This is a genomic window from Sporosarcina luteola, assembly GCF_023715245.1.
Classification (GTDB): domain Bacteria; phylum Bacillota; class Bacilli; order Bacillales_A; family Planococcaceae; genus Sporosarcina; species Sporosarcina luteola_C.
Genome location: NZ_JAMBNV010000001.1, coordinates 1,367,294 through 1,388,374, shown reverse-complemented (window position 1 = coordinate 1,388,374; position 21,081 = coordinate 1,367,294). Strand labels below are relative to the sequence as shown.

The window sequence follows — 21,081 nt, the reverse complement described above, 5'->3', positions numbered from 1 at the left end:
TTAATATAATATGGACAGATATTAGAATTTACGCTTACGAGCAGCCTCAGACTTCTTTTTACGTTTGACACTTGGCTTCTCATAGAACTCACGCTTTCTTACCTCTTGTATTGTACCACTTTTTGATACAGTACGTTTGAAGCGGCGAAGAGCATCTTCAAGCGATTCATTTTTGCGAACGACAGTTTTCGTCATATCTCTTGTCCCTCCCTCCGAGCACACTTCGAAACAAGGCGTTACTCCTTGTACTAAGAAATTATATCGTACTATCCTCGAGTGGTCAATAAAAAACTTTCAAAATATCTATGCGAAATAGGAAAATTTATTCACCTACCGGCAAGAACCCTATTAATATGCAGAATTGCCTTGCAAACCTTGCATGATCTGCACGCCTGAACTTGCGCCTATTCTTGTGGCGCCCGCATCAATCATCTTTTTCATATCCTCGAAGCTGCGGACTCCTCCTGAAGCTTTCACGCCCATTTCCGGTCCGACGACACCACGCATCAATTTCACGTCTTCCTCGGTAGCACCGCCAGTGGAGAAACCGGTTGATGTTTTGACAAAGTCAGCACCTGCAGCACGTGACAGTTCGCACGCTTTCCTTTTCTCCTGATCAGTAAGTAATGCAGTTTCAATGATCACTTTCACAATCGCTTTGCCTTTCGCCGAATCGACAACAGCAGCAATGTCATTTTTCACAAGTTCATCATCGCCGCTCCGCAACGCTCCGATATTGATGACCATATCGATTTCGCCAGCCCCGTTTTCAATCGCATCTTTCGTTTCAAACGCTTTGACTGCGCTAGTGGATGCACCTAAAGGGAAGCCGATGACTGTGCACACTTTTACAGTCGACCCGTTCAACACCTCTACTGCTGTTTTCACCCATGTCGGATTGACGCATACCGATGCGAATGAATAGGTCTTTGCTTCTTCGCAAAGTCGGATGATTTCCTCTTTTGTCGTATCCGCTTTCAGTAATGTATGGTCGATGTATGCTGCATATTGTTGATTCAAAATAATTCCTCCTCCAGTTGTACGTACCTCATTCATCATAGCAAATAAAGATATTCTTCGCATCAAAAAACAGTTCATCCAACATTGGATAAACCGTTTTTTGTTTGCTTTACGCTAGCACTTCTTCTGCTTCTACTACCCGGACGAATTGACCTTCATTATAAGGATAGCCCGCCTTCGTAATCTTTACTTTTACGATTTTACCGACCATCGACTCATCAGCCGGGAAAACGATTTTCAAATAATTATCTGTATATCCTTCATACAGACCACTATCAGGATCGTGCTTGTATTTCTCTTCCGGTATCACTTCAAGCACTTCGTCTTCAAATTCAGCTGCATATTGCTTCGCTAGTTGATCATTCAACTCGATCAGGCGGTGGACCCGTTCGTTTTTCACTTCTTCATCAATTTGATCTTCCATTCTGGCTGCAGGTGTCCCCGTACGCTTGGAGTATGGGAATACATGCAATTCAGAAAAACGATGGTCCCTGATGAAGTTATACGTGTCCATGAATTCGTCTTCCGTCTCGCCAGGGAAACCGACAATGACGTCGGAAGTGATGGCAAGATGCGGCAACGCTTCCCGAAGACGATCCAGACGCTCAGCGAAGAACTCCATCGTATATTTCCTTCTCATACGTTTCAACACTGTATTGGAACCTGATTGGATCGGAATGTGCAAGTGCCTTACGATCTTCGTCGACTCCCGAAGCACTTCAATGACTTCATCAGTAAGCTGACTGGCTTCAATGGAACTGATCCGCAGTCTTTTCAATCCCTTTACCTGGGTTTCCAGATCGCGCAGCAGTCGTGCTAGATTATACTCTTTCAAATCTTCGCCGTATCCTCCGGTGTGGATCCCCGTCAGAACGATTTCAAGATAACCTGCATCGACCAATTGTTGAGCTTGGCGGATGACTTCTTCAGGGTCTCTAGAGCGCATTAGACCACGGGCCCACGGAATGATACAGAATGTGCAGAAGTTATTGCAACCTTCTTGTATTTTCAATGAAGCTCTAGTGCGGTCTGTAAAAGCGGGTACATCAAGTTCTTCATATACCCGATTCTTCATAATGTTGCGGACCGCATTGATCGGCTGACGTTCGACTTTGAATTCATCTATCAGTCCGAGCAATTTCGTACGGTCCTGTGTACCGACGACAATATCGACTCCTGGAATAGCCATGATTTCAGCCGGGGAAGTCTGTGCATAACAACCCGTGACACAAATGACCGCATCCGGATTACGCCTGATAGCTCTCCGGATGACTTGGCGGCTTTTCTTATCACCGGTATTCGTGACCGTACATGTATTGATAACGTAGACGTCTGCATTTTTTTCAAAATCGGAGCGGTCATATCCGGCGTCCTTGAAAAGTTGCCAGATCGCTTCCGTTTCATAATGATTCACTTTGCAGCCTAATGTATGAAAAGCGACAGAAGACACTAGCTGCTCACCTCTTTCATTCAAATTCGTAAGACATTGCGGACAAAAAATAAAGCGGTGCGGTTTCCGTCCTTAATATACGCGGCCCTAAGGAAACTGAAAGAAAATCCGCAGCGCGCATTTCCTCCGCTTCCTCTCTTGATAATCCGCCTTCAGGACCGAAAACGACTAGTACCGTTTGTTTATGATACACGTTTTTCAGCCTGTCTGCAATCCTGTTCGGATCTATACCTTTTGCATCCTCTTCATCTGCAAAAAAGCGGACATCATAGTTTCGTGACTCTTGTAGCAATTGCTTGAAAGGCATCGGGGTCGATACTTCCGGGATTATCGTCCGGTGACATTGCTCCGCCGCCTCTTTCGCGATTTTTTTTAGCCTATCCACTTTTTTATCGCCTTTTTTTGTATCCCATTTGACAATGGACCGTTTCGCTTCGAATGGAATGATCCTGGACATGCCAAGTTCAGTCCCCTTCTGAACAATCAAATCGAGTTTATCACCTTTAGGCAATCCGCATGCAATTGTCACGCTGACTTGCATTTCATTTGAAGGAAGTTTACCATCCTTCTTTCTTACAGTTACACCCTCAGAGAGTATGTCCGCAATCTCAGAGATAAATGCTTCACCATTATCTACAGCGATTACGAGGTCACCAGCCTCCATCCTCATCACCTTGGCGATATGCTTGCCATCGTCACCTGAAATGAAGGCATTTCCGTCTTCATCAAATGGGGTTTCAAGGAAATAACGCTGCAATAGTTACACGCTCCTCTTTTGAGCGATAATTGCCACCCATTCTTCCATTAAAACGGATTCGATAATTTCGAAGCCCTTGCTTTGGAGATCATCCTTCACAAGGTCACGTTTTTGAGCAATAATTCCCGATACGATGAATAGCCCATCTTCAGGTAGGATGGTGTATGCATCTCCGGAAAACGTCATAATCACTTCCGCCAGGATGTTTGCAACAATTATGGATGCCGGCTCATTAACGGAATCTAGCAAGTTGCCATGTGTCACTTCAACGACTTCGTCCACTTTATTCAAACTGATATTTTCTTTTGCTGCCTGTACGGCGACCTCATCTAAATCGAGCGCGTGGACATGCGACGCTCCAAGAAGTGCCGCCCCGATCGATAACACTCCCGAACCAGTCCCGACGTCAATGACTGTGTCGCCCTTCTTCACATACTTTTCCAATGCTTGCAGACACATGACTGTCGTAGGGTGAGTCCCTGTTCCAAAAGCCATGCCCGGATCTAGTTCGATGATCAATTCATCGGAATCCACAGGCTCATATACTTCCCACGTAGGAACGATCGTGAATCTTCCTGAGATTTTGACAGGATGGTAATACTTTTTCCAAGCTGTCGCCCAATCCTCTTCATCCACTTCATTCGTCTGCACTTGATTGAGTCCCACATCCAAGCCGTACTCCGTAAGGCCATTGACGGATTCACTGATTTCTTTTACTGTTTCAATCAAAAAACTGTTAACTGGTAAATAGGCTTTTACAATGACCCCTTCGACAGGGAAATCCTCTTTTTTCAGGTCATAGATTTCGCCGAAACGATCTTCATGAATTCGGTCGGGCTCTTCGGAATCCTCGATGATGACCCCGCTCGCCCCTGCTTCATGCAAAATGTTGGCTACGGCCTCGGTCGCCTCATGTGACGTATGGATGGAGATTTCAGACCACTTCAACTACGTTCATCCCTTTCAGTCGCCTTTTATTGTTCTTTTGATTTTATCAAAAAGTGAGCTCGAATACTCATCCGGCGAGTTCCCTTCGATTGATGCGAATTCACGGAGAAGCTCTTTCTGTTTTTCCGTCATTTTTTTAGGGGTAAGTGCCTTGATGATGACGTGTTGATCACCCACTCCATGCCCGTGGACATTTTTGACGCCTTTACCGCGTAATCGGAAATTCGTTCCCGTTTGTGTCCCCGCAGGAATTTTCAATTTCACATTCCCTGTAACAGTAGGCACTTCAATTTCGTCACCAAGCGCCAACTGCGGGAAAGTGAGAGGCACTTCCAAATAGATATCGTCGCCCTCACGGACAAATCGATCATGATCTCTTACTCTGAAGACGATGTACAAGTCTCCAGAAGGACCGCCATTGATGCCTGCTTCCCCTTGGCCCGAAACACGTAATTGTTGACCATCATCCACTCCCGCAGGAATTGTAACTTTAATTTTCTTCCGTTTTGTCACACGGCCTGCACCATGGCAAGTTTCGCATTTATCTGGGATGATCTTGCCGGTTCCTTGACAATGCGGACAAGTCCGGCGATTCACCATCTGACCAAGCGGCGTGTTTTGAGTGATAGAAATTTGTCCCGAGCCTCCGCAATGTGAACATGTATTGACTGGTGTTCCTTTTTTGGCACCAGTTCCGCTGCACGTATCACATGTTTCTTCCCTCGGCAATTCAACTTCTGTCTCTTTTCCGAAAACAGCTTCCATGAAATCGATTGTCATGGAGTACTGCAGATCATCGCCTTTCCTTGGTGCATTCGGGTCACGCCGTCTAGTACCTCCGCCAAAGAATGTGCTGAAAATATCTTCGAAACCGAATCCGTCAGCAGACCCTCCACCAAATCCTCCAAAACCTTGGTTGGGATCTGCATGGCCAAATTGGTCGTAATTCGCACGTTTTTTCTCATCGCTCAATGTTTCGAATGCTTCCGTCACTTCTTTAAATTTGTCTTCCGCTCCCGCTTCCTTGTTCAAGTCGGGATGATATTGTTTTGATAATTTCCGGTAGGCTTTCCTGATTTCCTCTTTACTTGCTGTTTTAGGCACGCCAAGTACTTCGTAATAATCACGCTTGCTCATTATTCCACTCTCCCATGAATCATTGACATCTCATTGTACCACGCACAGAAAAAAAGTGACAAAAGTGCAGTTGGCCAAATACAGATCGATCACGTAACAAAAGAAAAAGTCAAAGCCGGAATATCGGACTTTGACTTTTCCGTCAATCGATCGTTCAATTAGTTTTTCTTGTCATCTTCCACTTCTTCAAAGTCGGCATCGACAACACCATCATCCTGCGGTTGGCCGCCAGCTTCAGCAGAGCCGCCTTGCGCTTGAGATTCAGCAGCTGCTTGCTCATATAATTTCATCGTCATTTGCTGAACGATTTCTTCCAAAGCTTCTTTCTTTGTACGCATATCATCTAAATTGCCAGCTTCAATAGCTGTTTTCAATTCTTCTTTTGCTTCCTCGACTTTTTTCACTTCGTCTTCTGATACTTTGCCTTCGAGGTCCTTCAAAGTCTTTTCAGCCATGAAGACGAGCTGATCTGCGTCATTTTTCAAGTCCGCTTCTTCTTTGCGGCGTTTATCCTCTTCGGCATTCGCTTCTGCATCTTTCACCATGCGATCGATTTCATCGTCGGAAAGGCCAGAGCTTGATTGGATTGTGATGTTCTGCTCTTTTTGCGTTCCAAGGTCTTTCGCTTTTACCGTTACGATACCGTTCTTATCAATATCGAATGTAACTTCGATTTGTGGGATGCCGCGTGGTGCCGGCGGGATATCCGTCAATTGGAAACGACCAAGCGTTTTATTGTCGGAAGCCATCGGACGCTCACCTTGCAGCACATGGATGTCAACGGCAGGCTGGTTATCTGCAGCTGTAGAGAACACTTGTGACTTGCTTGTCGGGATTGTCGTATTTCTTTCGATCAATTTTGTAAAGACGCTTCCCATCGTCTCAATTCCTAGAGAAAGCGGTGTAACATCAAGCAAGACGACATCTTTCACGTCTCCGCGAATGATGGAACCTTGAACAGCAGCACCCATTGCTACGACTTCGTCAGGGTTAACTCCTTTGAATGGCTCTTTGCCTGTTTCTTTCTTGATAGCTTCCTGAACAGCAGGGATACGAGTAGATCCACCAACTAGGATGACACGGTCGATTTCAGATGGAGATAAGTCTGCATCTTTCATCGCCTGGCGCGTCGGTACCATGGAGCGCTCCACTAAATCAGCTGTCAATTCGTCGAATTTAGCGCGAGTCAATGAAATTTCAAGGTGAAGCGGACCAGCTTCTCCCGCAGTGATAAACGGCAATGAAATTTGAGTAGATGTTACGCCTGATAGGTCTTTTTTCGCTTTTTCAGCTGCGTCTTTCAAACGTTGCATTGCCATTTTATCTTTTGAAAGGTCAATTGCATTCTCTTTGCGGAATTCTTGCACTAAGTAATCGATGACGACATCGTCGAAGTCATCTCCGCCCAATTTATTGTCACCTGCTGTCGCACGGACTTGGAAGACGCCATCGCCGAGCTCAAGGATTGAAACGTCGAATGTACCGCCGCCAAGGTCGTATACTAGAATTGTTTCATCTTCGTCTGTTTTATCCAGACCGTAAGCCAATGCTGCAGCTGTAGGCTCGTTGATGATCCGTTCAACTTCAAGACCAGCAATTGTTCCTGCATCCTTCGTCGCTTGACGTTGTGCATCATTGAAATAAGCAGGTACTGTAATGACCGCTTTCGTCACTTTTTCACCTAAGTATTCTTCTGCATAACCTTTCATGTACTGAAGGATCATTGCAGAAACTTCTTGAGGAGTGTATTCCTTATCTTCAACTTTCACTTTATAATCGGATCCCATATGTCTTTTTACGGACATGATCGTGTTTGGATTTGTAATGGATTGGCGCTTCGCCACTTCCCCGACTTGACGCTCCCCATTTTTGAATGCAACTACGGATGGAGTTGTACGGTTGCCTTCCGGGTTCGGAATGACTTTCGCCTCTCCACCTTCATATACTGCTACAACTGAGTTTGTTGTACCCAAGTCGATACCGATAATTTTGCTCATTTGAATTCCTCCTAATTTAATGCGTCTACAATTAAACTACTTACTCACTCGTTTACTTTGACCATGGTAGGACGAAGTACACGATCTTTCAACAAATACCCTTTTTGAAGCTCCTCAAGCACGATGCCTGATGACTTTTCGGGGTCATTTCCTGTCATGACGGCCTGATGGAAATTAGGGTCGAACTCCTTGTTCAACGCCTCTATTTCGACCAACCCTTCCCCTTGTAAGGCTTCAAACAGGTTGCGATAGATCATATCCATTCCAGTCATGATAGATTGAGCTTCCTCATTTTTGACTTCGACCGCAAGAGCCCGTTCAAAATTGTCCAATACAGGTAAAATTGATGTCAACAAGCTTTGTGCTTTGTATTTGACAAGCGCTTCCTGATCAAGCGCATTTCTTCTCTTTGCATTTTCAAAGTCTGCCAAGACGCGCAGGAGCTTGTTTTCCTCTTCCTGCAACTTGGACTCCAGCTCGCTGATTGTCTCATCCTTCTCGTCTTGCTCTACAGGGATTTCTTCAGAAGCTTTATCTTCTTCAACAGTACCCTGTGGACCCGTTGCCGCTTCATTGCTCGCTAACGTGTCCAATTCCTCGTTTGCAGTTTCCTGGACGACTTCTTTTTCCACTGCTACCTTTTTATCCGTCACTCGTCGTTCCTCCTATCCAATCCGATGGCCGTTTTCAGTAATGCTTGCGATAAATTCTCACTCAGGATGTCAAGCATCGTAATGACCCTGCCGTAATCCATCCGTTTCGGTCCGATGATCGCTATGGAGCCGGTCATATTACCGCCGGCAGAGTAATTTGCAGTAATCACACTGCAATCTTCCATCGCGTTATGTTTGTTTTCTGAACCGATACGCACATGAATGCCCTTTGAATGATCTTGGAAAAAGTCAAACGCGGGTGCTTCGTTTTCCATCAACTCGAAAAACATCTTCATTTTTTGCAGGTCATTGAATTCCGGCTGTTTCATCATGTTCATTTTGCCGCCGAAATACAGACGTTCTTCAGGCTTGATCGTCATTGCCCTTTGAAATGAAGCGAACAGTTCCCCAGCATGATGGACATGCTGTTCAAAGACCGTCTTCGTCTCATGGGCAAGCTTATTCTGTAGGAAGCTCAATGGCGTTCCCACAAGCCTTTCATTTAAAATATTGACCATTTTTTCAATATCCGAAGCAAGCATGCCTTGCGGTACATCGAAGACCCTGTTCTCCACATGTCCATTATCCGTCACAATGATTGCGACCGCTTTCGTATCATCCAGCGGCACGATTGAAAATCGCTTCACTGAATGCATTGACATGTCCGGCCCTAAAAGTATCGATGTATAATTTGTCAATTCGGATATGATTTTCGCCGAATTCCGTATCAGTTCCTCCGTCTCCAATACCCGATCCTGAAAAACGGAACGTAATTGCATGCTGTCCGCCAATGTCAGCTTTTCGGGTGTCAATAAATGATCGACATAAAAACGGTACCCTTTTTCGGAAGGTACTCTGCCTGATGAAGTATGGGTTTTTTCAAGATAACCCAATTCCTCCAGATCGGCCATATCATTCCGAATGGTGGCGGGACTGTATGGGGCTTCCGGTTTTTTAGATAACTGCCTTGATCCGACAGGTTGGGCGGATTCGATGAAATCGTTAACCGTCAGTTGCAGAATTAGCAATTGTCTGTTTGTTAACATACTCATCACTCCTGTTAGCACTCTTTAATGTCGAGTGCTAATACTACTCATAATTTAACAAAACGATTTGCCAGTGTCAATGAATTACCCCTCGTTCATTTGAGAAATTGCTGGAAGACTTCGTTCCCTCTGAAAACGCCTTTCCGTGTCAGTTTAATACTACCCCCTGATTCGGAAATCAGTCCTTTTCCGGACAATTCTGCGAGAACAATGCCATACTCTTCGGTCAATGATTTACCGAATTTCGATTTGAAGGACTGCAGGGAAACGCCTTCGGATTTGCGCAAGCCTAAAAACATTTCCTCTTCCATCGCTTCGGTACTTGTCACTTCATTTGATTCCATTACGGGTCGCGATCCTGTCTCCATGGATTCCATATACTTTCTGAGAGGTCCGTAATTTGCGTACCTTCGTCCCTTCAAATATCCATGTGCACCTGCACCGATGCCTGCGTACTCGTCATTATCCCAATAAATGAGATTATGGATTGATTCACTCCCAGGCAACGCAAAATTACTTATTTCGTATTGCCGCCTACCTGCTTTAACCATCCGGTCCATGAGCATGGAAAACATCTCTGCCTCGATATCCTCGCCGGGCAACGGCAGCTTGCCTTTATTCATTAAATTATAAAAAACAGTTTTAGGCTCGACGATGAGCGAGTAACCCGAATAATGGGGAAGGTCCAATGATAGAGCTTTATCAATAGTTTCTTCCCATTGTTTGACGGCCTGCTCCGGCAACCCATAAATAAGGTCGATACTTATGTTTTCAAAACCGATCTCGCGTGCGTCGCGAATAACTTTGGTTGGAGTATCCGCGCTATGCGTCCTACCGATCCTTTTCAAAAGTTGCTCGTCGAATGATTGGACGCCTATGCTCAGACGACCTACTCCACCGTTTTTTAGGACGGACAGCTTTCCTCGGGTCAATTCATCTGGATTTGCCTCCGTCGAAAACTCCCGCAATGCACGGACATCGACATGCTGATGGATGATTTCAAGCAATCGGTCTAATTGTTTTTCCGATAATGAAGTCGGTGTACCTCCGCCCAGGAAGACCGTTTCAAGCCCTTCGAATGAATGTCCCTCATTCGCCATAATGGTAAGTTCGTTACCGATCGATTCGATATATTCATCAACTGGTTGATTTTTAAAGAACACTTTATTGAAATCGCAGTAATGGCAAATCTGGTGGCAGAAAGGAATATGAATATACATGCCTCGCATTTAGTTGTGTCCCCTTTCTAGTCAGCAATATCAGTCGAGCAAAAAGGAGCCCAGAGCGGACTCCTTTTGCATGATATCACTCTTCATTAAGCTCCGGGTGCTATTGACTCGCAGACGTCCTTCGCTTTAGTCCTCATCCATTTTCAAAACGGCCATGAATGCTTCTTGTGGGACTTCGACGGATCCGACTTGCTTCATCCGTTTCTTCCCTTCTTTTTGCTTCTCAAGCAACTTTCTTTTACGGGAGATATCTCCGCCGTAACATTTAGCAAGAACGTTTTTACCGATTGACTTGATTGTCGAACGTGCAACGATCTTTTGACCGATCGCAGCCTGGACAGGCACTTCAAACTGTTGACGAGGAATAAGTTTTCTTAGTTTCTCAACAATTGCCTTGCCACGCTCGTAGCTGAAGTCGCGGTGAACGATGAAGCTAAGGGCATCGACTTGCTCACCGTTCAACAGGATGTCCATTTTGACAAGTTTTGATGTTTTATACCCGATCAGTTCGTAATCAAATGACGCGTATCCTTTCGTCCCTGATTTCAGTTGGTCGAAAAAGTCATAGACGATTTCTGCAAGAGGCAATTCGTAGATGATATTTACACGAGATGCATCCAAGTAATCCATCGTAATGAAATTGCCGCGTTTTTGCTGGCATAATTCCATGACGGAACCAACGAATTCGTTCGGCACCATGATTGATGCTTTCACATAAGGTTCTTCGACATGGTCGATTTTTTGTGCATCCGGCATCATGGAAGGGTTGTCGACTTTCAATTCTTTTCCGTCAGTCGTAACAACGTTGTAAATAACACTCGGTGCAGTTGTAATCAAGTCAATTTTGAATTCACGTTCTATACGCTCCTGGATGATCTCCATATGGAGCAGTCCGAGGAATCCGCATCGATATCCGAAGCCCAGTGCCTGCGAAGTCTCCGCTTCATATTCCAAAGCTGAATCGTTCAGCTCAAGTTTCTCGAGCGCTTCACGCAAGTCAACATATTTGGATGAATCAATCGGATATAATCCACAGAATACCATCGGATTCAATCTACGGTAACCAGGAAGCGGTTCGCTAGCCGGGTTCTTCGCATTTGTAATCGTGTCTCCAACCCGTGTATCACCGACATTCTTAATCGCTGCCGAAAGGAATCCGACATCTCCAACGGATAGTTCATCACGCATGGATATGTTCGGTGTGAACACGCCCGTCTCAATAACTTCGAATTCTTTACCTGTAGCCATCATGCGGATTTTATCGCCCGGCTTGACAGTGCCTTCGACAATTCGGATATTGACGATGACACCTTTATATTGATCATAGTGCGAGTCGAAGATCAATGCTTTCAATGGCGCTTGTGGATCACCAGTCGGCGCAGGCACTTTCTCGACAATCTGTTCAAGGATCTCTTCGATGCCGATGCCGGCTTTAGCCGAAGCATGTACTGCTTCAGATGCATCCAACCCGATAACATCTTCAATTTCCTTTTTCACTTTATCCGGGTCTGCAGCAGGCAAATCGATTTTATTAATAATAGGCAAGATTTCCAAGTCATTGTCCAAAGCCAAATAAACGTTCGCTAATGTTTGCGCTTCGATTCCTTGAGCTGCATCGACAACAAGCAGCGCCCCTTCACATGCTGCGAGGCTCCTTGACACTTCGTACGTGAAGTCTACGTGCCCCGGAGTATCAATAAGGTGGAATGTATACACTTCACCATTTTTCGCGGTGTATGATAATTGCACTGCGTTCAATTTAATTGTTATTCCACGTTCGCGTTCCAAATCCATAGAATCCAGTGTCTGTGATTTCATTTCACGCGAGCTTACCGTTTCCGTCTTTTCCAATAGACGATCGGCCAACGTCGATTTCCCGTGATCGATATGGGCAATAATCGAGAAGTTTCTTATGTTTTTTTGACGTGCCAATCTTTCCTCATTATTCATCTGTCAGTTCACTCCTATATAAGCTATTTGCATTATAGCAAATAACTGATAAACATGTTACATTTTCTTATTCCCGCAAATCAAATACCGATAGCATTCATATGACTTATCAATTCTAACAGATGGCAGCGTATTGATAAAGATTGATGGGGATTCGACTGAATATAAATAAGCTCCACGGCAATTTCGCCATGAAGCTTATTTTATCACTTTTCTTCTGCATCATCCGAGTTGCTCAACAGCTCGCTAATGGATTCTGCAATTATGGCAACAGTCCGGTACAACTCATCCTCTGAATTGCCGATTCCGCCAAGTTCAATAAGAATGATATTTGGATGCAAATCTTGATTATACTTCCCATCCACGCCCGCTCCGCCTTTAGAGATGACATTCCTCGTGATGCCTGGTATCCTTTTCTCCATTTCCGTCTTCACTCTATTCGTCATCACTTCATTCTGTTTATAAGAAGGATTATCCAACCCAAGTACGAATGCGACTTTCGCGTACCTTTCCCCTTCATGGACAATTGTCGTCTTGTCGGGACCGACTGCATCGCGATGAATGTCTATGATCAAATCATATTCATTTTCGGAAAGTTGCTTTTTGACAAATGGCCTAATATCGTTATAAGCACGCCCGTGCGGCACAATCTTTTTCAGCGTGTCAGTTTCCACACCGTTCAATTCAAGTAATCCTTTGAGTTTATCTCCCATCTTCATCACATTTTCTGTCTGATGGTTCACCATGATTTTTCCATCGACCGCTTTTGTGATCGGTTTATACGCTTCCGTTGCATGGGTGAAATAAATCAAGACTTTCCCGGCTATCGTTTCAAGTTCCTTGCTGACTTCTGGTTCAGGTTCAGGTTCAGGTTCCGCCTCCACTTTCTCTTCCTCGACGATATTGGAAGCGTAAACGATTATTGCATTTTCCTTGATGATTTTCGAATTAGAGATTTTTGATTCTTCCGGTATAAATTGGATGAGTACCGGGAAAAGGAAAAGAACGAATACGATTACAAGCCATATTTGCATATTTTTCTTCAAGCGACATCCCCCCGTCTTCAACTATATGCACGGGGGAATGGGTCAATGACTCGTTTTAATATCCTCAATCCACTCACTGATCGAATCGGTTAATGTCTCCGCATAAAGAGCGGCCCAAGAGTCAATCTCTTTCGGTGAAATGAATGTATTCAAATCGTGGTTCGATAAAACTTCTTCAAATAATTGCACCCGTTCTTCATGGGGCCATGAAGTCCAATCCCCGAAAATAGGAATTAGTTTCGACCGATCTGCATCCTTATTAGGAGTATGCAACCAATTCCCAACAGACAGTCTTGAGGATGGATGACTTTCCTCCTCGATTTTGGACGCGATATAAGTGAATAACGTATTGATGGCATCCGCAATCAATACAGGTCCATCCACGACAGTCGGGATGCCGATTGCGATGACCGGGATTCCCAACGTTTCTCTGGATAACTCCTTGCGGCTATTCCCCACTCCCGAACCGGGATGAATGCCTGTGTCTGTCATCTGTATTGTTTTGCATAATCTTGAACTGTCCCTGGCTGCCAATGCATCTATGACAATCAGTAGATCAGGTTTGATTTCGTTGACCAACGCATTGACAAAATCAGCTGTTTCAAGCCCCGTTTGAATTGTCACGCCTGGTGCATATACGAATACCTCGCTGCCATCGTCCGAATAATATAGCGGTACAATTTCTTTCAAACGATCCATTGTTAGCGGTCCGACTGCGTCAGGCGTCACTTCCCGGTTCCCTAGGCCAACGAATAGAATTTTTCCGTTTTTCAAATCCGTTATGCCTTCAGTCATCTCTGTCAGTTTGGACTTAAGCATTTCCGCCATCTCCTGAAGGCCTTCACGATCAGTATGCATTAGCGTCGGATTCGTCAGCGTCAAATAGGTGCCCTTTTTCTTGCCAATCCTCTTTTCTCCTTCATCATTGATTTTGACTGATGTCAAAATCACTCTGCCTTTCCGTTGCTCGTCAAATTGTATGCCTTCCGAATCCTGTAATTTCTGCTTCTCTTTTTCTGTCCGATGACGAACCATTTCTTCGTTTTCCACTAGGAGGTCCGTTCGGTAAAAATCGTATTTATCCATTGTCATCACCTCAATATGCAGTTTGCACGTTGTGTCAAGGAAATATTCTTTGCATATTTTTATTGCGTTAAAGCTAGGTTTTTGCTAAAATGTTAATGTTGTAAAGAGATATCCGAATGCTATTATGGAAACACTCTTGCCTTACCTGAAATTGGAGGTGAATGGAATGCCAAACATCAAAGGTGCAATCAAGCGCGTTAAACAAAGTGCAGCAGCAAATGAGCAAAACTCTGCTTACAAAGCTGCAATGCGTACTGCTGTACGTAAAGCTGACACTGCGCTCATCAATAAAGAAGAGAACTCCTCTGAACTTTTGAAAGACGCAGTCAAAAAATTGGATACAGCTGCTCGTAAAGGTCTTATCCACAAAAATACAGCTGCTCGTCAAAAAGCACGTCTTACAAGAAAAGCTTTGTAATTAAAAAAGGCTGTCACTTATGTCGTTCATTCGACAAAGTGGACAGCCTTTTCTATTTTTAAAATTCTTTAATACCGGAATTTCGCTTCAGGCGGACGCTTTCCAATCGAACAGCGTAGGGTTCGATTTGCCGTATTTCTGCGCACTTTGCAGAAATTAAAGCAGCCTGCTCGTAACGGCATCCGGCAGGAGTCGCCGCCTTCCGCTTCAATCCTTGCAGCAGCCTAAGAAATCGTACCTACTACTATACTTATAATCAAACCCTTAGTGGCTCCATGAAAAAGATTTCTAGTACTCTTTCCCTTTTGCCGCTTGTTGATTTTAATTGATGGTCAATTTTCGCCAGCTTTTGCAAAATGAGAAGGAGCCTTTCCATTTTGGGGATGCTCCGATTTTCCATTATTAGTTTGACCCGGTATGGATGAACGTTCAACGTTTTGGCGATCTGCTGCTGTTGGTATCCTTTTTTAACTAATGAGGATACATGGATCATCAATCGAATCTGACCTGCAATGAGGGATGTGAGCATGATGGGCTCTTCGCCATTTCTTAAAAGGTCATGGTAAATTGAGATTGTACCCTTCACATTTCCGGTCATATATGCGTCCGTCAGACGGAAGACATCCATTTCGGGTAGGCGAGGGACAAGCATTTCAATGATTTCCCGTGTCACGTCACCAGTTCCATTCATATACATACCGATTTTGGCGATTTCATTGGATAATGTCAAAAGGCTATCTCCAGCCATCTCAACGAGCACTTGCGCAGTTTCCGGGCTAATCTTGACGCCGTTCGTTCCTGCTTCATTTTGGATCCATGTTGTCAAATCACGTCCGGTGAGTGGCATCGCTTCCACTACGACAGCTTTTTGCTGCAACACCTTCACAATTTTTTTCCGTCCATCTAGTTTTTCATAAGGCGCAACAAACAAGACTACAGCAGTCGGTGATGGACTTGCGAGCCAAGATTCAAGCAGTGTGATATTATGTACGACTTTCTCTTTCGTTTTATCGGACGCCTTCAGGAATGAGGCGTTATTGGCAACGATCAATTTCCTGTCTTCCAAAAAAGGAAGTGTATCTGCCTCTTCAAGAACGATCTCTACTGGCGTTTCGTCCAAATCGAAGCGGACGACAGAAGCTTCATCGATGTCTGGCATCGCCTTCACAATTCGTTTAATTGTTGTATCAATCAAATGCTGTTCGACGCCTGTCAATAAATAAACAGGTTCTATTTTTCCTTCATTTATCTTTTTCCATATCGCGTTGACCACTTGTTTCCCCTCCAGTCACTCACATTGTCCTATTATACATTATCGGTTCAGGACTATGAACAATTTGTGTCGAATGTCATAAACCCGGCATATTAAATCGTTTGATATAGATTTTTTTTTCGTTATCATCTATACTATAAAGGAATTAGGAGGTGTAGCAATGAATGAGTTTGAACATGACGTACAGTCTAAACGCAATGATTTAATCGACTCTGGTATCGGTTTCATTGTAGCTTTCGTTGCCTTTTCTGCAATTTTCGTTATTGCTACAATCGTAGACTTCGTCGCGCACTAATAGCACTCTGAAAGACGGCTTGTTCATTTCCCGAGCGGAATGGACAAGGCCGTCTTTTCATTTCTCCCGCGATATAACGTGATAGTTGCCGCCTCTTTTCACGGAAATTGTTATCGATCCATAATCTGCCGTTGCCATCGTCGGGACATGGTATTTTTCAAAGGTCTCCACCACTTCCGCGTGCGGATGGCCATATCGATTATTCTTCCCGTATGAGAAAATCGTCAGCTTTGGTTGCAAGAACCGTATGAATTCATCAGAGCTTGAAGTTCGGCTGCCGTGGTGTCCGGCTTTGAGGATCAATTCCCCCCAATCAAAGTCCTTGTATGTTTTGAGGAACTTCCTTTCCCCCTCTACTTCCAAATCACCCGTGAACAGGAACGAAGGACCTTCAGTTGCCATGAAGAGCACGAGGGAGCTATCATTTCCTTTGTATGTCCCTGTAGCAGGCGCCATATAAAAGAATTCAGCGGACTTGTCCGACCACGCCACCCCTTCAGCCATCGCAAATACCGGTATCCCCTTCTCGCTAGCAATCCGCAACACATCTTCCATCGTTTTCTCCTTCTCGCTTCCTGGGGATATATGAATCTCATCCACCCGGATCTCTTCTAGCACTTCGTCCGCGCCTTCCATATGATCGCTATCCGCGTGAGTTAAAATCATTTTATCGACTTTAGTAATGCCCTTCCCTTTCAAAAATGGGACGACAACGCTTTTGCCCACTTCGAAAAAATTTTCTGGCGAACGCCAATTAGGTGCTCCGAAATTCACAGTCCCTCCTGTGTCAATGATAAATATACCGCGCCGATGCGGAAGTTCGATGAGAATGGAATCCCCTTGTCCGACATCAAGGTACGTCACCTTTAATTCGGATTCTGCATAGGGAACCACATGGATGAGAAGCGCAGGGATCAAGACGAACGGGATAGCCCGAGATACCTTCCCTCCCCTTTCAAGTGAAAGTAAGAATGAGAGGGTACCACCTACAGCCAGTGCCGATGTAATCGCCCCTGGACGACCTGGCACCCATAGTTGGTAAGGCATTGAAGCCAAGTATTCCGTCAAGGCTTCTATCCAACCTCTTAGCGGAACATATAGTGAAAAAACGCCTCCAACAATAAAAGGGGAAACATAGGTCAACATTAATAAAACGATATTCATCGGCAATATAATAATAGAATATAGTGGCACATAGAAAAGGTTCACAATGAACGACGATAATGACAACTCATAAAAATGATATAAAAGGACCGGATATAACGCCAATTGGGTTATGGACGTAACCAGGAAAGATACTTTGAGTGCGGATCCACTGCGCGAGAGAATTCTTGTCGAGTAAATCAACGAGAATGCCGCCAAATAAGAAAGTTGGAATCCAGGCTGGAACACGACGAACGGCTGCAAAATGATAAAACCAGATGCACTCATGGCGAGTGCGTCATCCATTCTCATCCGGAAACGTCCCGTTGCGGTGAGCAAGATTAAAATCGTCACGGATACCGCCCGCCAAACGGATGGCGCACCACCTGCTATCACTGCATATAAAGGCAAAAGGGTGATCAGTAGATTGTCGATTGTCTCAATCCGTATCGACAACCTGATGAGAAGGCTTCGAAATAGAAAGGTCAATAACCCCACATGTAAGCCTGAGATCGCAAACAGATGGGTTATGCCAAGAGTCCTGTATCTTGAAGCCGCTTCTTCATCCATGCCACTCCGGTCCCCGATGAGCAGTGCTTGTGCTTCCGTTACGAGTGTTTCCGGGAAGGTTTCCTGGATATGATGTTTCACCTTCCATCTATGCCGAGATAAGATAGTCTGCAATCCAGAATTAAATTCATAGCCTATCAACCTTTCGGACTCGAACATGCCGACGGCGCCGTTCATACTGACATAACGCTCCATATTAAAAGAGTATTCATGTGCAGGGTCTGGAAGTTCCCGGAAGACACCTTCCAAAGTGAAACGGTATGAAGGGATATGCAAATTTTGAAATTGCAATTTCTGGGCCTCGCTCTCAAACTTCAGCAAGGTATAGACGATATCGCCCGAGTCGGTCCTGGCAAAGCCTTTCATTTTACCGCCATCGATCTTGACTTGATCTGTCCAAGTCAGATTAAGGGTGGCAGGCTGACCGCCTTCTTTAAGTTCAGGTACATGGAGTGAAATGAAATAATAGGAGAGTAATGATGCCGCCACTGCGAGTATCGGAGTGAGGGCTTCTTTTCTAAGGAGAAAAATGGGGACAAGCAATAGATTGAGGAATAAAATGTAAACCGGACCGTATACGGCAAAAGCGGATACGGCAACCGGCATGCAAATGTAAATAAAACGGACTTTGCCGATCATTTCCCGAATAGGTCATCCACCCTTCTTTTGAATGGGAGAAGCTCGTCAGTCGGCGCGCCTAAAGTTTCCATTTCCACAAGCAAGTCATTGATTAGCTGCAGTTTCCCTTCCTTTGTGAAATCCACTTTCCTCTCATCGAAAGGGACGTGTCTGATTTCGACTCCGGATTGCTTGAAAAGCTCTATGGCGTATTCGTCGTTCTTATAATCCGATGCATAATTGACGGTCTTTATTCCGGATTGAATAATCGCTTTCGAACATTGCAAACAAGGGAAATGAGTTACATACAAAGAAGATCCTTCAACAGGGCTTCCGTATTTTGCACATTGGAGCAATGCATTCATTTCCGCGTGGATTGTCCGGACGCAATGGTTCCCGACGACATAGCATCCGTGATCGATGCAATGATCCCCACCCGAAATGGAGCCGTTATAGCCTCCTGCAATGATCCTGTTATCCCTGACAATCGTCGCTCCGACTGTAAGTCTTGTGCACGTGCTCCTGACCGCAAGCAAATGGCATTGCGCCATAAAAAACTGATCCCATGTAATCCGCTCCATATGTATGCCTCCAAACTGTGTCAATTATTTTGCCATGATGAAAGACTCAAGCTTTTCAAACGTCTTTTGTCCTATTCCGGACACTTCCATTATAGCGTCGGGAGAACTGAAAGGTCCATGCTCTTCCCGATATTGAAGGATGGCAGCAGCCTTTGACGGCCCGATTCCCGGAATTGTCATAAGTTCCTGCACATCAGCAGTATTGATATTCACTTTTCCGTCATCCTTCACCCCTCCGCCTTGTTGGGGCGGAAATGATGCCGATGGACCGGAGAAATCGACTTCTTCGCCTTCCCTCGGGACGTAAATGAAAAATTCATCTGGCAGCTTCATCGCGTGGTTCAACATACGCGAATCCGCGTGTTCCAAATAGCCTCCCGCCGCGTGAATGGCGTCAATCAGACGATCTCCTTCCATAAGTGAATAGACGCCCGGATATTTCACGGCGCCTTGTATGTCGACCAAGATTGTCACCTCGGCCGCCTCAATACGTTCAATCGGTTGCTCTTCTTGAAGTTGCTCTTGAATAATGTCGATAATTGGGGATTGTCCGCCTTCGACTGTCAGTTGACTGCCGGCCTGTCCTCGGGGAAAGAACAGAATTGCGGATAGTACAGCGATTGCTGCGATAGGGGTGATGATCTTACGCCATTTTCCGGATACGATCGATAGAAACAGCTTTCCCACCCTTTCTACGAGGCATCCATATGGAGTCATCTCCCACTATATATGATTACTTCGGAAAATGGAAGTTTCATTTACGCACTTGATAAAATATTCTTTCACTTTCTTCGTGCGGTGGCTCATCTTCCCAATCTGCAAAAATGCGTTCAATCGTAAAACCGGCTTCCCTCAATAAATCCACATACTCAAAAACATGGAATGTACGTTGTTGATGCCGTTCATTGAATCGGCGATAAAGTCCGCTCTCCTCTTTGACGAAGAAGCTGAGTTCCGATAGCACGGAATGTTCCTGGTCCCCTTCTTCCGTGTGCCATATATACGCGATACGGTCGTTATCGAAAGTAAAAGGGCCGTCCATGAAAATGACATCGGTCTTGAAAGTGGAGTGCACATCGAAAATGAGCACTCCACCGTTTTTCAAGACTGACTGGATCCCTCTAAATGTGGCAAGAACACTCTCCCGGTCCGGTAAATAGTTCAGCGAATCGATCGCGATGACCGCTACGTCAAACTGCTCCGAGCCCTCTATTTCCTGCATTGGCTTCTCATGAAATTCAATAGTCAAGGCAAGGTCATTTGAGCGTTTTTCCGCAATTTTGAGCATGTCCTGTGATAGATCGATTCCAGTGACGAACGCTCCGGATTTCGCTAGCTTGACGGAAAGCAGACCCGTCCCGCAGCCGACATCGATGATTTTCTTTCCTTTAATCCCATCTGCAGCAATAGTTATCAAATCCACATATGCATCGTAAGGGATATCAGTCATCAATTCATCATAGACGAGAGCGAAATCCGTATAGGCTTCCTTATTGCCCATTTTCCATTTTCAGCAATGGAGCGTCTCCCCACAACTTCTCCAAGTTATAATAGCCGCGCTCATCTTTATGGAATACATGGACAACGACATCGCCCAAATCGACGAGGACCCATCTTCCATTGTCGAGGCCTTCAACCCTTTTCACTTCATATTCGTTTTCAGCAGCCTTATCGGCAACTTCCCTGGCAATCGCTTGCACTTGCCGCTCGGAGTTCGCATGACAGATAATGAATTGGTCCGCAATAAGGGAAACCCCTTCCATATTCATTACGACAATATCTTGCCCCTTTTTATCATCTACGGCAGTATAAGCTGTTTCAAGTAATGTTGGCATTTTTTCACGTTTCCTTTCGTAGTTGGGTC

21 protein-coding genes are annotated in these 21,081 nt (G+C 44.9%); 2 read left to right on the top strand and 19 right to left on the bottom strand.

The genetic code is table 11. From position 1 onward, the window contains the following. Positions 1 to 21: 21 nt before the first annotated feature. The 13 genes from rpsU to gpr form a co-directional block, all read right to left on the bottom strand. Positions 22 to 195, bottom strand: a complete 174-nt coding sequence (gene rpsU, locus M3152_RS06485; protein WP_009496905.1) for a 30S ribosomal protein S21 — start codon at positions 193 to 195, stop codon at positions 22 to 24. A 153-nt stretch (positions 196 to 348) separates the two neighbouring features. Further along, positions 349 to 1,056: a deoxyribose-phosphate aldolase gene (deoC, locus tag M3152_RS06480; RefSeq protein WP_435371942.1), complete on the bottom strand. Its 708-nt coding sequence runs from the start codon at positions 1,054 to 1,056 to the stop codon at positions 349 to 351. A 73-nt stretch (positions 1,057 to 1,129) separates the two neighbouring features. Further along, the gene (gene mtaB / locus M3152_RS06475) at positions 1,130 to 2,470 is read right to left on the bottom strand and encodes a tRNA (N(6)-L-threonylcarbamoyladenosine(37)-C(2))-methylthiotransferase MtaB (RefSeq protein WP_251694366.1); all 1,341 of its coding nucleotides are present in this window, start codon (positions 2,468 to 2,470) and stop codon (positions 1,130 to 1,132) included. 16 nt (positions 2,471 to 2,486) lie between these two features. After that, on the bottom strand, positions 2,487 to 3,227 hold the full coding sequence (locus M3152_RS06470) for a 16S rRNA (uracil(1498)-N(3))-methyltransferase (RefSeq protein WP_251694365.1): 741 nt from the start codon (positions 3,225 to 3,227) through the stop codon (positions 2,487 to 2,489). A 3-nt stretch (positions 3,228 to 3,230) separates the two neighbouring features. Further along, positions 3,231 to 4,175 carry a 50S ribosomal protein L11 methyltransferase gene (prmA, locus tag M3152_RS06465; protein ID WP_251694364.1) on the bottom strand — a complete coding sequence of 315 codons (945 nt, stop codon included), beginning with the start codon at positions 4,173 to 4,175 and terminating at the stop codon, positions 3,231 to 3,233. 15 nt (positions 4,176 to 4,190) lie between these two features. Next, positions 4,191 to 5,312: a molecular chaperone DnaJ gene (gene dnaJ, locus M3152_RS06460; protein WP_251694363.1), complete on the bottom strand. Its 1,122-nt coding sequence runs from the start codon at positions 5,310 to 5,312 to the stop codon at positions 4,191 to 4,193. A gap of 158 nt (positions 5,313 to 5,470) precedes the next feature. Continuing rightward, a complete protein-coding gene (gene dnaK, locus M3152_RS06455) occupies positions 5,471 to 7,309 on the bottom strand; it encodes a molecular chaperone DnaK (protein WP_251694362.1) in 1,839 nt (612 codons plus the stop codon). Positions 7,310 to 7,353: 44 nt separating this feature from the next. Next, positions 7,354 to 7,962, bottom strand: a complete 609-nt coding sequence (gene grpE / locus M3152_RS06450) for a nucleotide exchange factor GrpE (protein ID WP_251694361.1) — start codon at positions 7,960 to 7,962, stop codon at positions 7,354 to 7,356. Then, positions 7,959 to 9,008, bottom strand: coding sequence for a heat-inducible transcriptional repressor HrcA (hrcA, locus tag M3152_RS06445; RefSeq protein WP_251694360.1), 1,050 nt, complete (start codon positions 9,006 to 9,008; stop codon positions 7,959 to 7,961). The genes grpE and hrcA overlap by 4 nt, the downstream gene beginning before the upstream one ends. 95 nt (positions 9,009 to 9,103) lie before the next feature. After that, on the bottom strand, positions 9,104 to 10,237 hold the full coding sequence (gene hemW, locus M3152_RS06440) for a radical SAM family heme chaperone HemW (RefSeq protein ID WP_251694359.1): 1,134 nt from the start codon (positions 10,235 to 10,237) through the stop codon (positions 9,104 to 9,106). A 126-nt stretch (positions 10,238 to 10,363) separates the two neighbouring features. Then, complete coding sequence (gene lepA, locus M3152_RS06435; RefSeq protein WP_251694358.1) at positions 10,364 to 12,187, bottom strand: translation elongation factor 4; 1,824 nt, start codon at positions 12,185 to 12,187, stop codon at positions 10,364 to 10,366. A gap of 206 nt (positions 12,188 to 12,393) precedes the next feature. Continuing rightward, complete coding sequence (spoIIP, locus tag M3152_RS06430; protein ID WP_251694357.1) at positions 12,394 to 13,233, bottom strand: stage II sporulation protein P; 840 nt, start codon at positions 13,231 to 13,233, stop codon at positions 12,394 to 12,396. A gap of 42 nt (positions 13,234 to 13,275) precedes the next feature. Next, complete coding sequence (gpr, locus tag M3152_RS06425; RefSeq protein WP_251694356.1) at positions 13,276 to 14,319, bottom strand: GPR endopeptidase; 1,044 nt, start codon at positions 14,317 to 14,319, stop codon at positions 13,276 to 13,278. Between the two features lie 166 nt (positions 14,320 to 14,485). Here gpr and rpsT point away from each other — a divergent pair, with 166 nt between their 5' ends. Further along, on the top strand, positions 14,486 to 14,737 hold the full coding sequence (gene rpsT, locus M3152_RS06420; RefSeq protein ID WP_251694355.1) for a 30S ribosomal protein S20: 252 nt from the start codon (positions 14,486 to 14,488) through the stop codon (positions 14,735 to 14,737). 256 nt (positions 14,738 to 14,993) lie between these two features. Here the strand turns inward: rpsT and holA are convergent, their stop codons facing one another. After that, positions 14,994 to 16,010: a DNA polymerase III subunit delta gene (holA, locus tag M3152_RS06415; RefSeq protein WP_251694354.1), complete on the bottom strand. Its 1,017-nt coding sequence runs from the start codon at positions 16,008 to 16,010 to the stop codon at positions 14,994 to 14,996. A 160-nt stretch (positions 16,011 to 16,170) separates the two neighbouring features. Between holA and M3152_RS06410 the strand changes: the two genes are divergently transcribed. Continuing rightward, positions 16,171 to 16,305 carry a YqzM family protein gene (locus M3152_RS06410; protein WP_251694353.1) on the top strand — a complete coding sequence of 45 codons (135 nt, stop codon included), beginning with the start codon at positions 16,171 to 16,173 and terminating at the stop codon, positions 16,303 to 16,305. Between the two features lie 57 nt (positions 16,306 to 16,362). On the opposite strand, the gene M3152_RS06405 is transcribed toward M3152_RS06410, so the two are convergent. The 5 genes from M3152_RS06405 to rsfS form a co-directional block, all read right to left on the bottom strand. Then, positions 16,363 to 18,657, bottom strand: a complete 2,295-nt coding sequence (locus M3152_RS06405) for a DNA internalization-related competence protein ComEC/Rec2 (RefSeq protein WP_251694352.1) — start codon at positions 18,655 to 18,657, stop codon at positions 16,363 to 16,365. Continuing rightward, the gene (locus M3152_RS06400) at positions 18,654 to 19,217 is read right to left on the bottom strand and encodes a ComE operon protein 2 (protein ID WP_251694351.1); all 564 of its coding nucleotides are present in this window, start codon (positions 19,215 to 19,217) and stop codon (positions 18,654 to 18,656) included. The genes M3152_RS06405 and M3152_RS06400 overlap by 4 nt, the downstream gene beginning before the upstream one ends. A gap of 24 nt (positions 19,218 to 19,241) precedes the next feature. After that, positions 19,242 to 19,904, bottom strand: a complete 663-nt coding sequence (locus M3152_RS06395; protein ID WP_251694350.1) for a helix-hairpin-helix domain-containing protein — start codon at positions 19,902 to 19,904, stop codon at positions 19,242 to 19,244. Positions 19,905 to 19,971: 67 nt separating this feature from the next. Then, entirely contained in the window at positions 19,972 to 20,718 is a 747-nt protein-coding gene (locus tag M3152_RS06390; RefSeq protein WP_251694349.1) for a class I SAM-dependent DNA methyltransferase, read from the bottom strand. Then, positions 20,708 to 21,052, bottom strand: a complete 345-nt coding sequence (gene rsfS, locus M3152_RS06385; protein WP_251694348.1) for a ribosome silencing factor — start codon at positions 21,050 to 21,052, stop codon at positions 20,708 to 20,710. Before rsfS ends, M3152_RS06390 begins: the two co-directional genes overlap by 11 nt. Positions 21,053 to 21,081 lie beyond the last annotated feature (29 nt).

Coding starts and splice junctions, on each gene's coding strand:
- rpsU (WP_009496905.1), bottom strand. CDS start 195: ATGACGAAAACTGTCGTTCGCAAAAATGAATCGCTTGAAGATGCTCTT.
- deoC (WP_435371942.1), bottom strand. CDS start 1,056: ATGAATGAGGTACGTACAACTGGAGGAGGAATTATTTTGAATCAACAA.
- dnaJ (WP_251694363.1), bottom strand. CDS start 5,312: ATGAGCAAGCGTGATTATTACGAAGTACTTGGCGTGCCTAAAACAGCA.
- dnaK (WP_251694362.1), bottom strand. CDS start 7,309: ATGAGCAAAATTATCGGTATCGACTTGGGTACAACAAACTCAGTTGTA.
- hrcA (WP_251694360.1), bottom strand. CDS start 9,008: ATGTTAACAAACAGACAATTGCTAATTCTGCAACTGACGGTTAACGAT.
- hemW (WP_251694359.1), bottom strand. CDS start 10,237: ATGCGAGGCATGTATATTCATATTCCTTTCTGCCACCAGATTTGCCAT.
- lepA (WP_251694358.1), bottom strand. CDS start 12,187: ATGAATAATGAGGAAAGATTGGCACGTCAAAAAAACATAAGAAACTTC.
- gpr (WP_251694356.1), bottom strand. CDS start 14,319: ATGGATAAATACGATTTTTACCGAACGGACCTCCTAGTGGAAAACGAA.
- rpsT (WP_251694355.1), top strand. CDS start 14,486: ATGCCAAACATCAAAGGTGCAATCAAGCGCGTTAAACAAAGTGCAGCA.
- M3152_RS06410 (WP_251694353.1), top strand. CDS start 16,171: ATGAATGAGTTTGAACATGACGTACAGTCTAAACGCAATGATTTAATC.
- M3152_RS06405 (WP_251694352.1), bottom strand. CDS start 18,657: ATGATCGGCAAAGTCCGTTTTATTTACATTTGCATGCCGGTTGCCGTA.
- M3152_RS06400 (WP_251694351.1), bottom strand. CDS start 19,217: ATGGAGCGGATTACATGGGATCAGTTTTTTATGGCGCAATGCCATTTG.
- M3152_RS06390 (WP_251694349.1), bottom strand. CDS start 20,718: ATGGGCAATAAGGAAGCCTATACGGATTTCGCTCTCGTCTATGATGAA.
- rsfS (WP_251694348.1), bottom strand. CDS start 21,052: ATGCCAACATTACTTGAAACAGCTTATACTGCCGTAGATGATAAAAAG.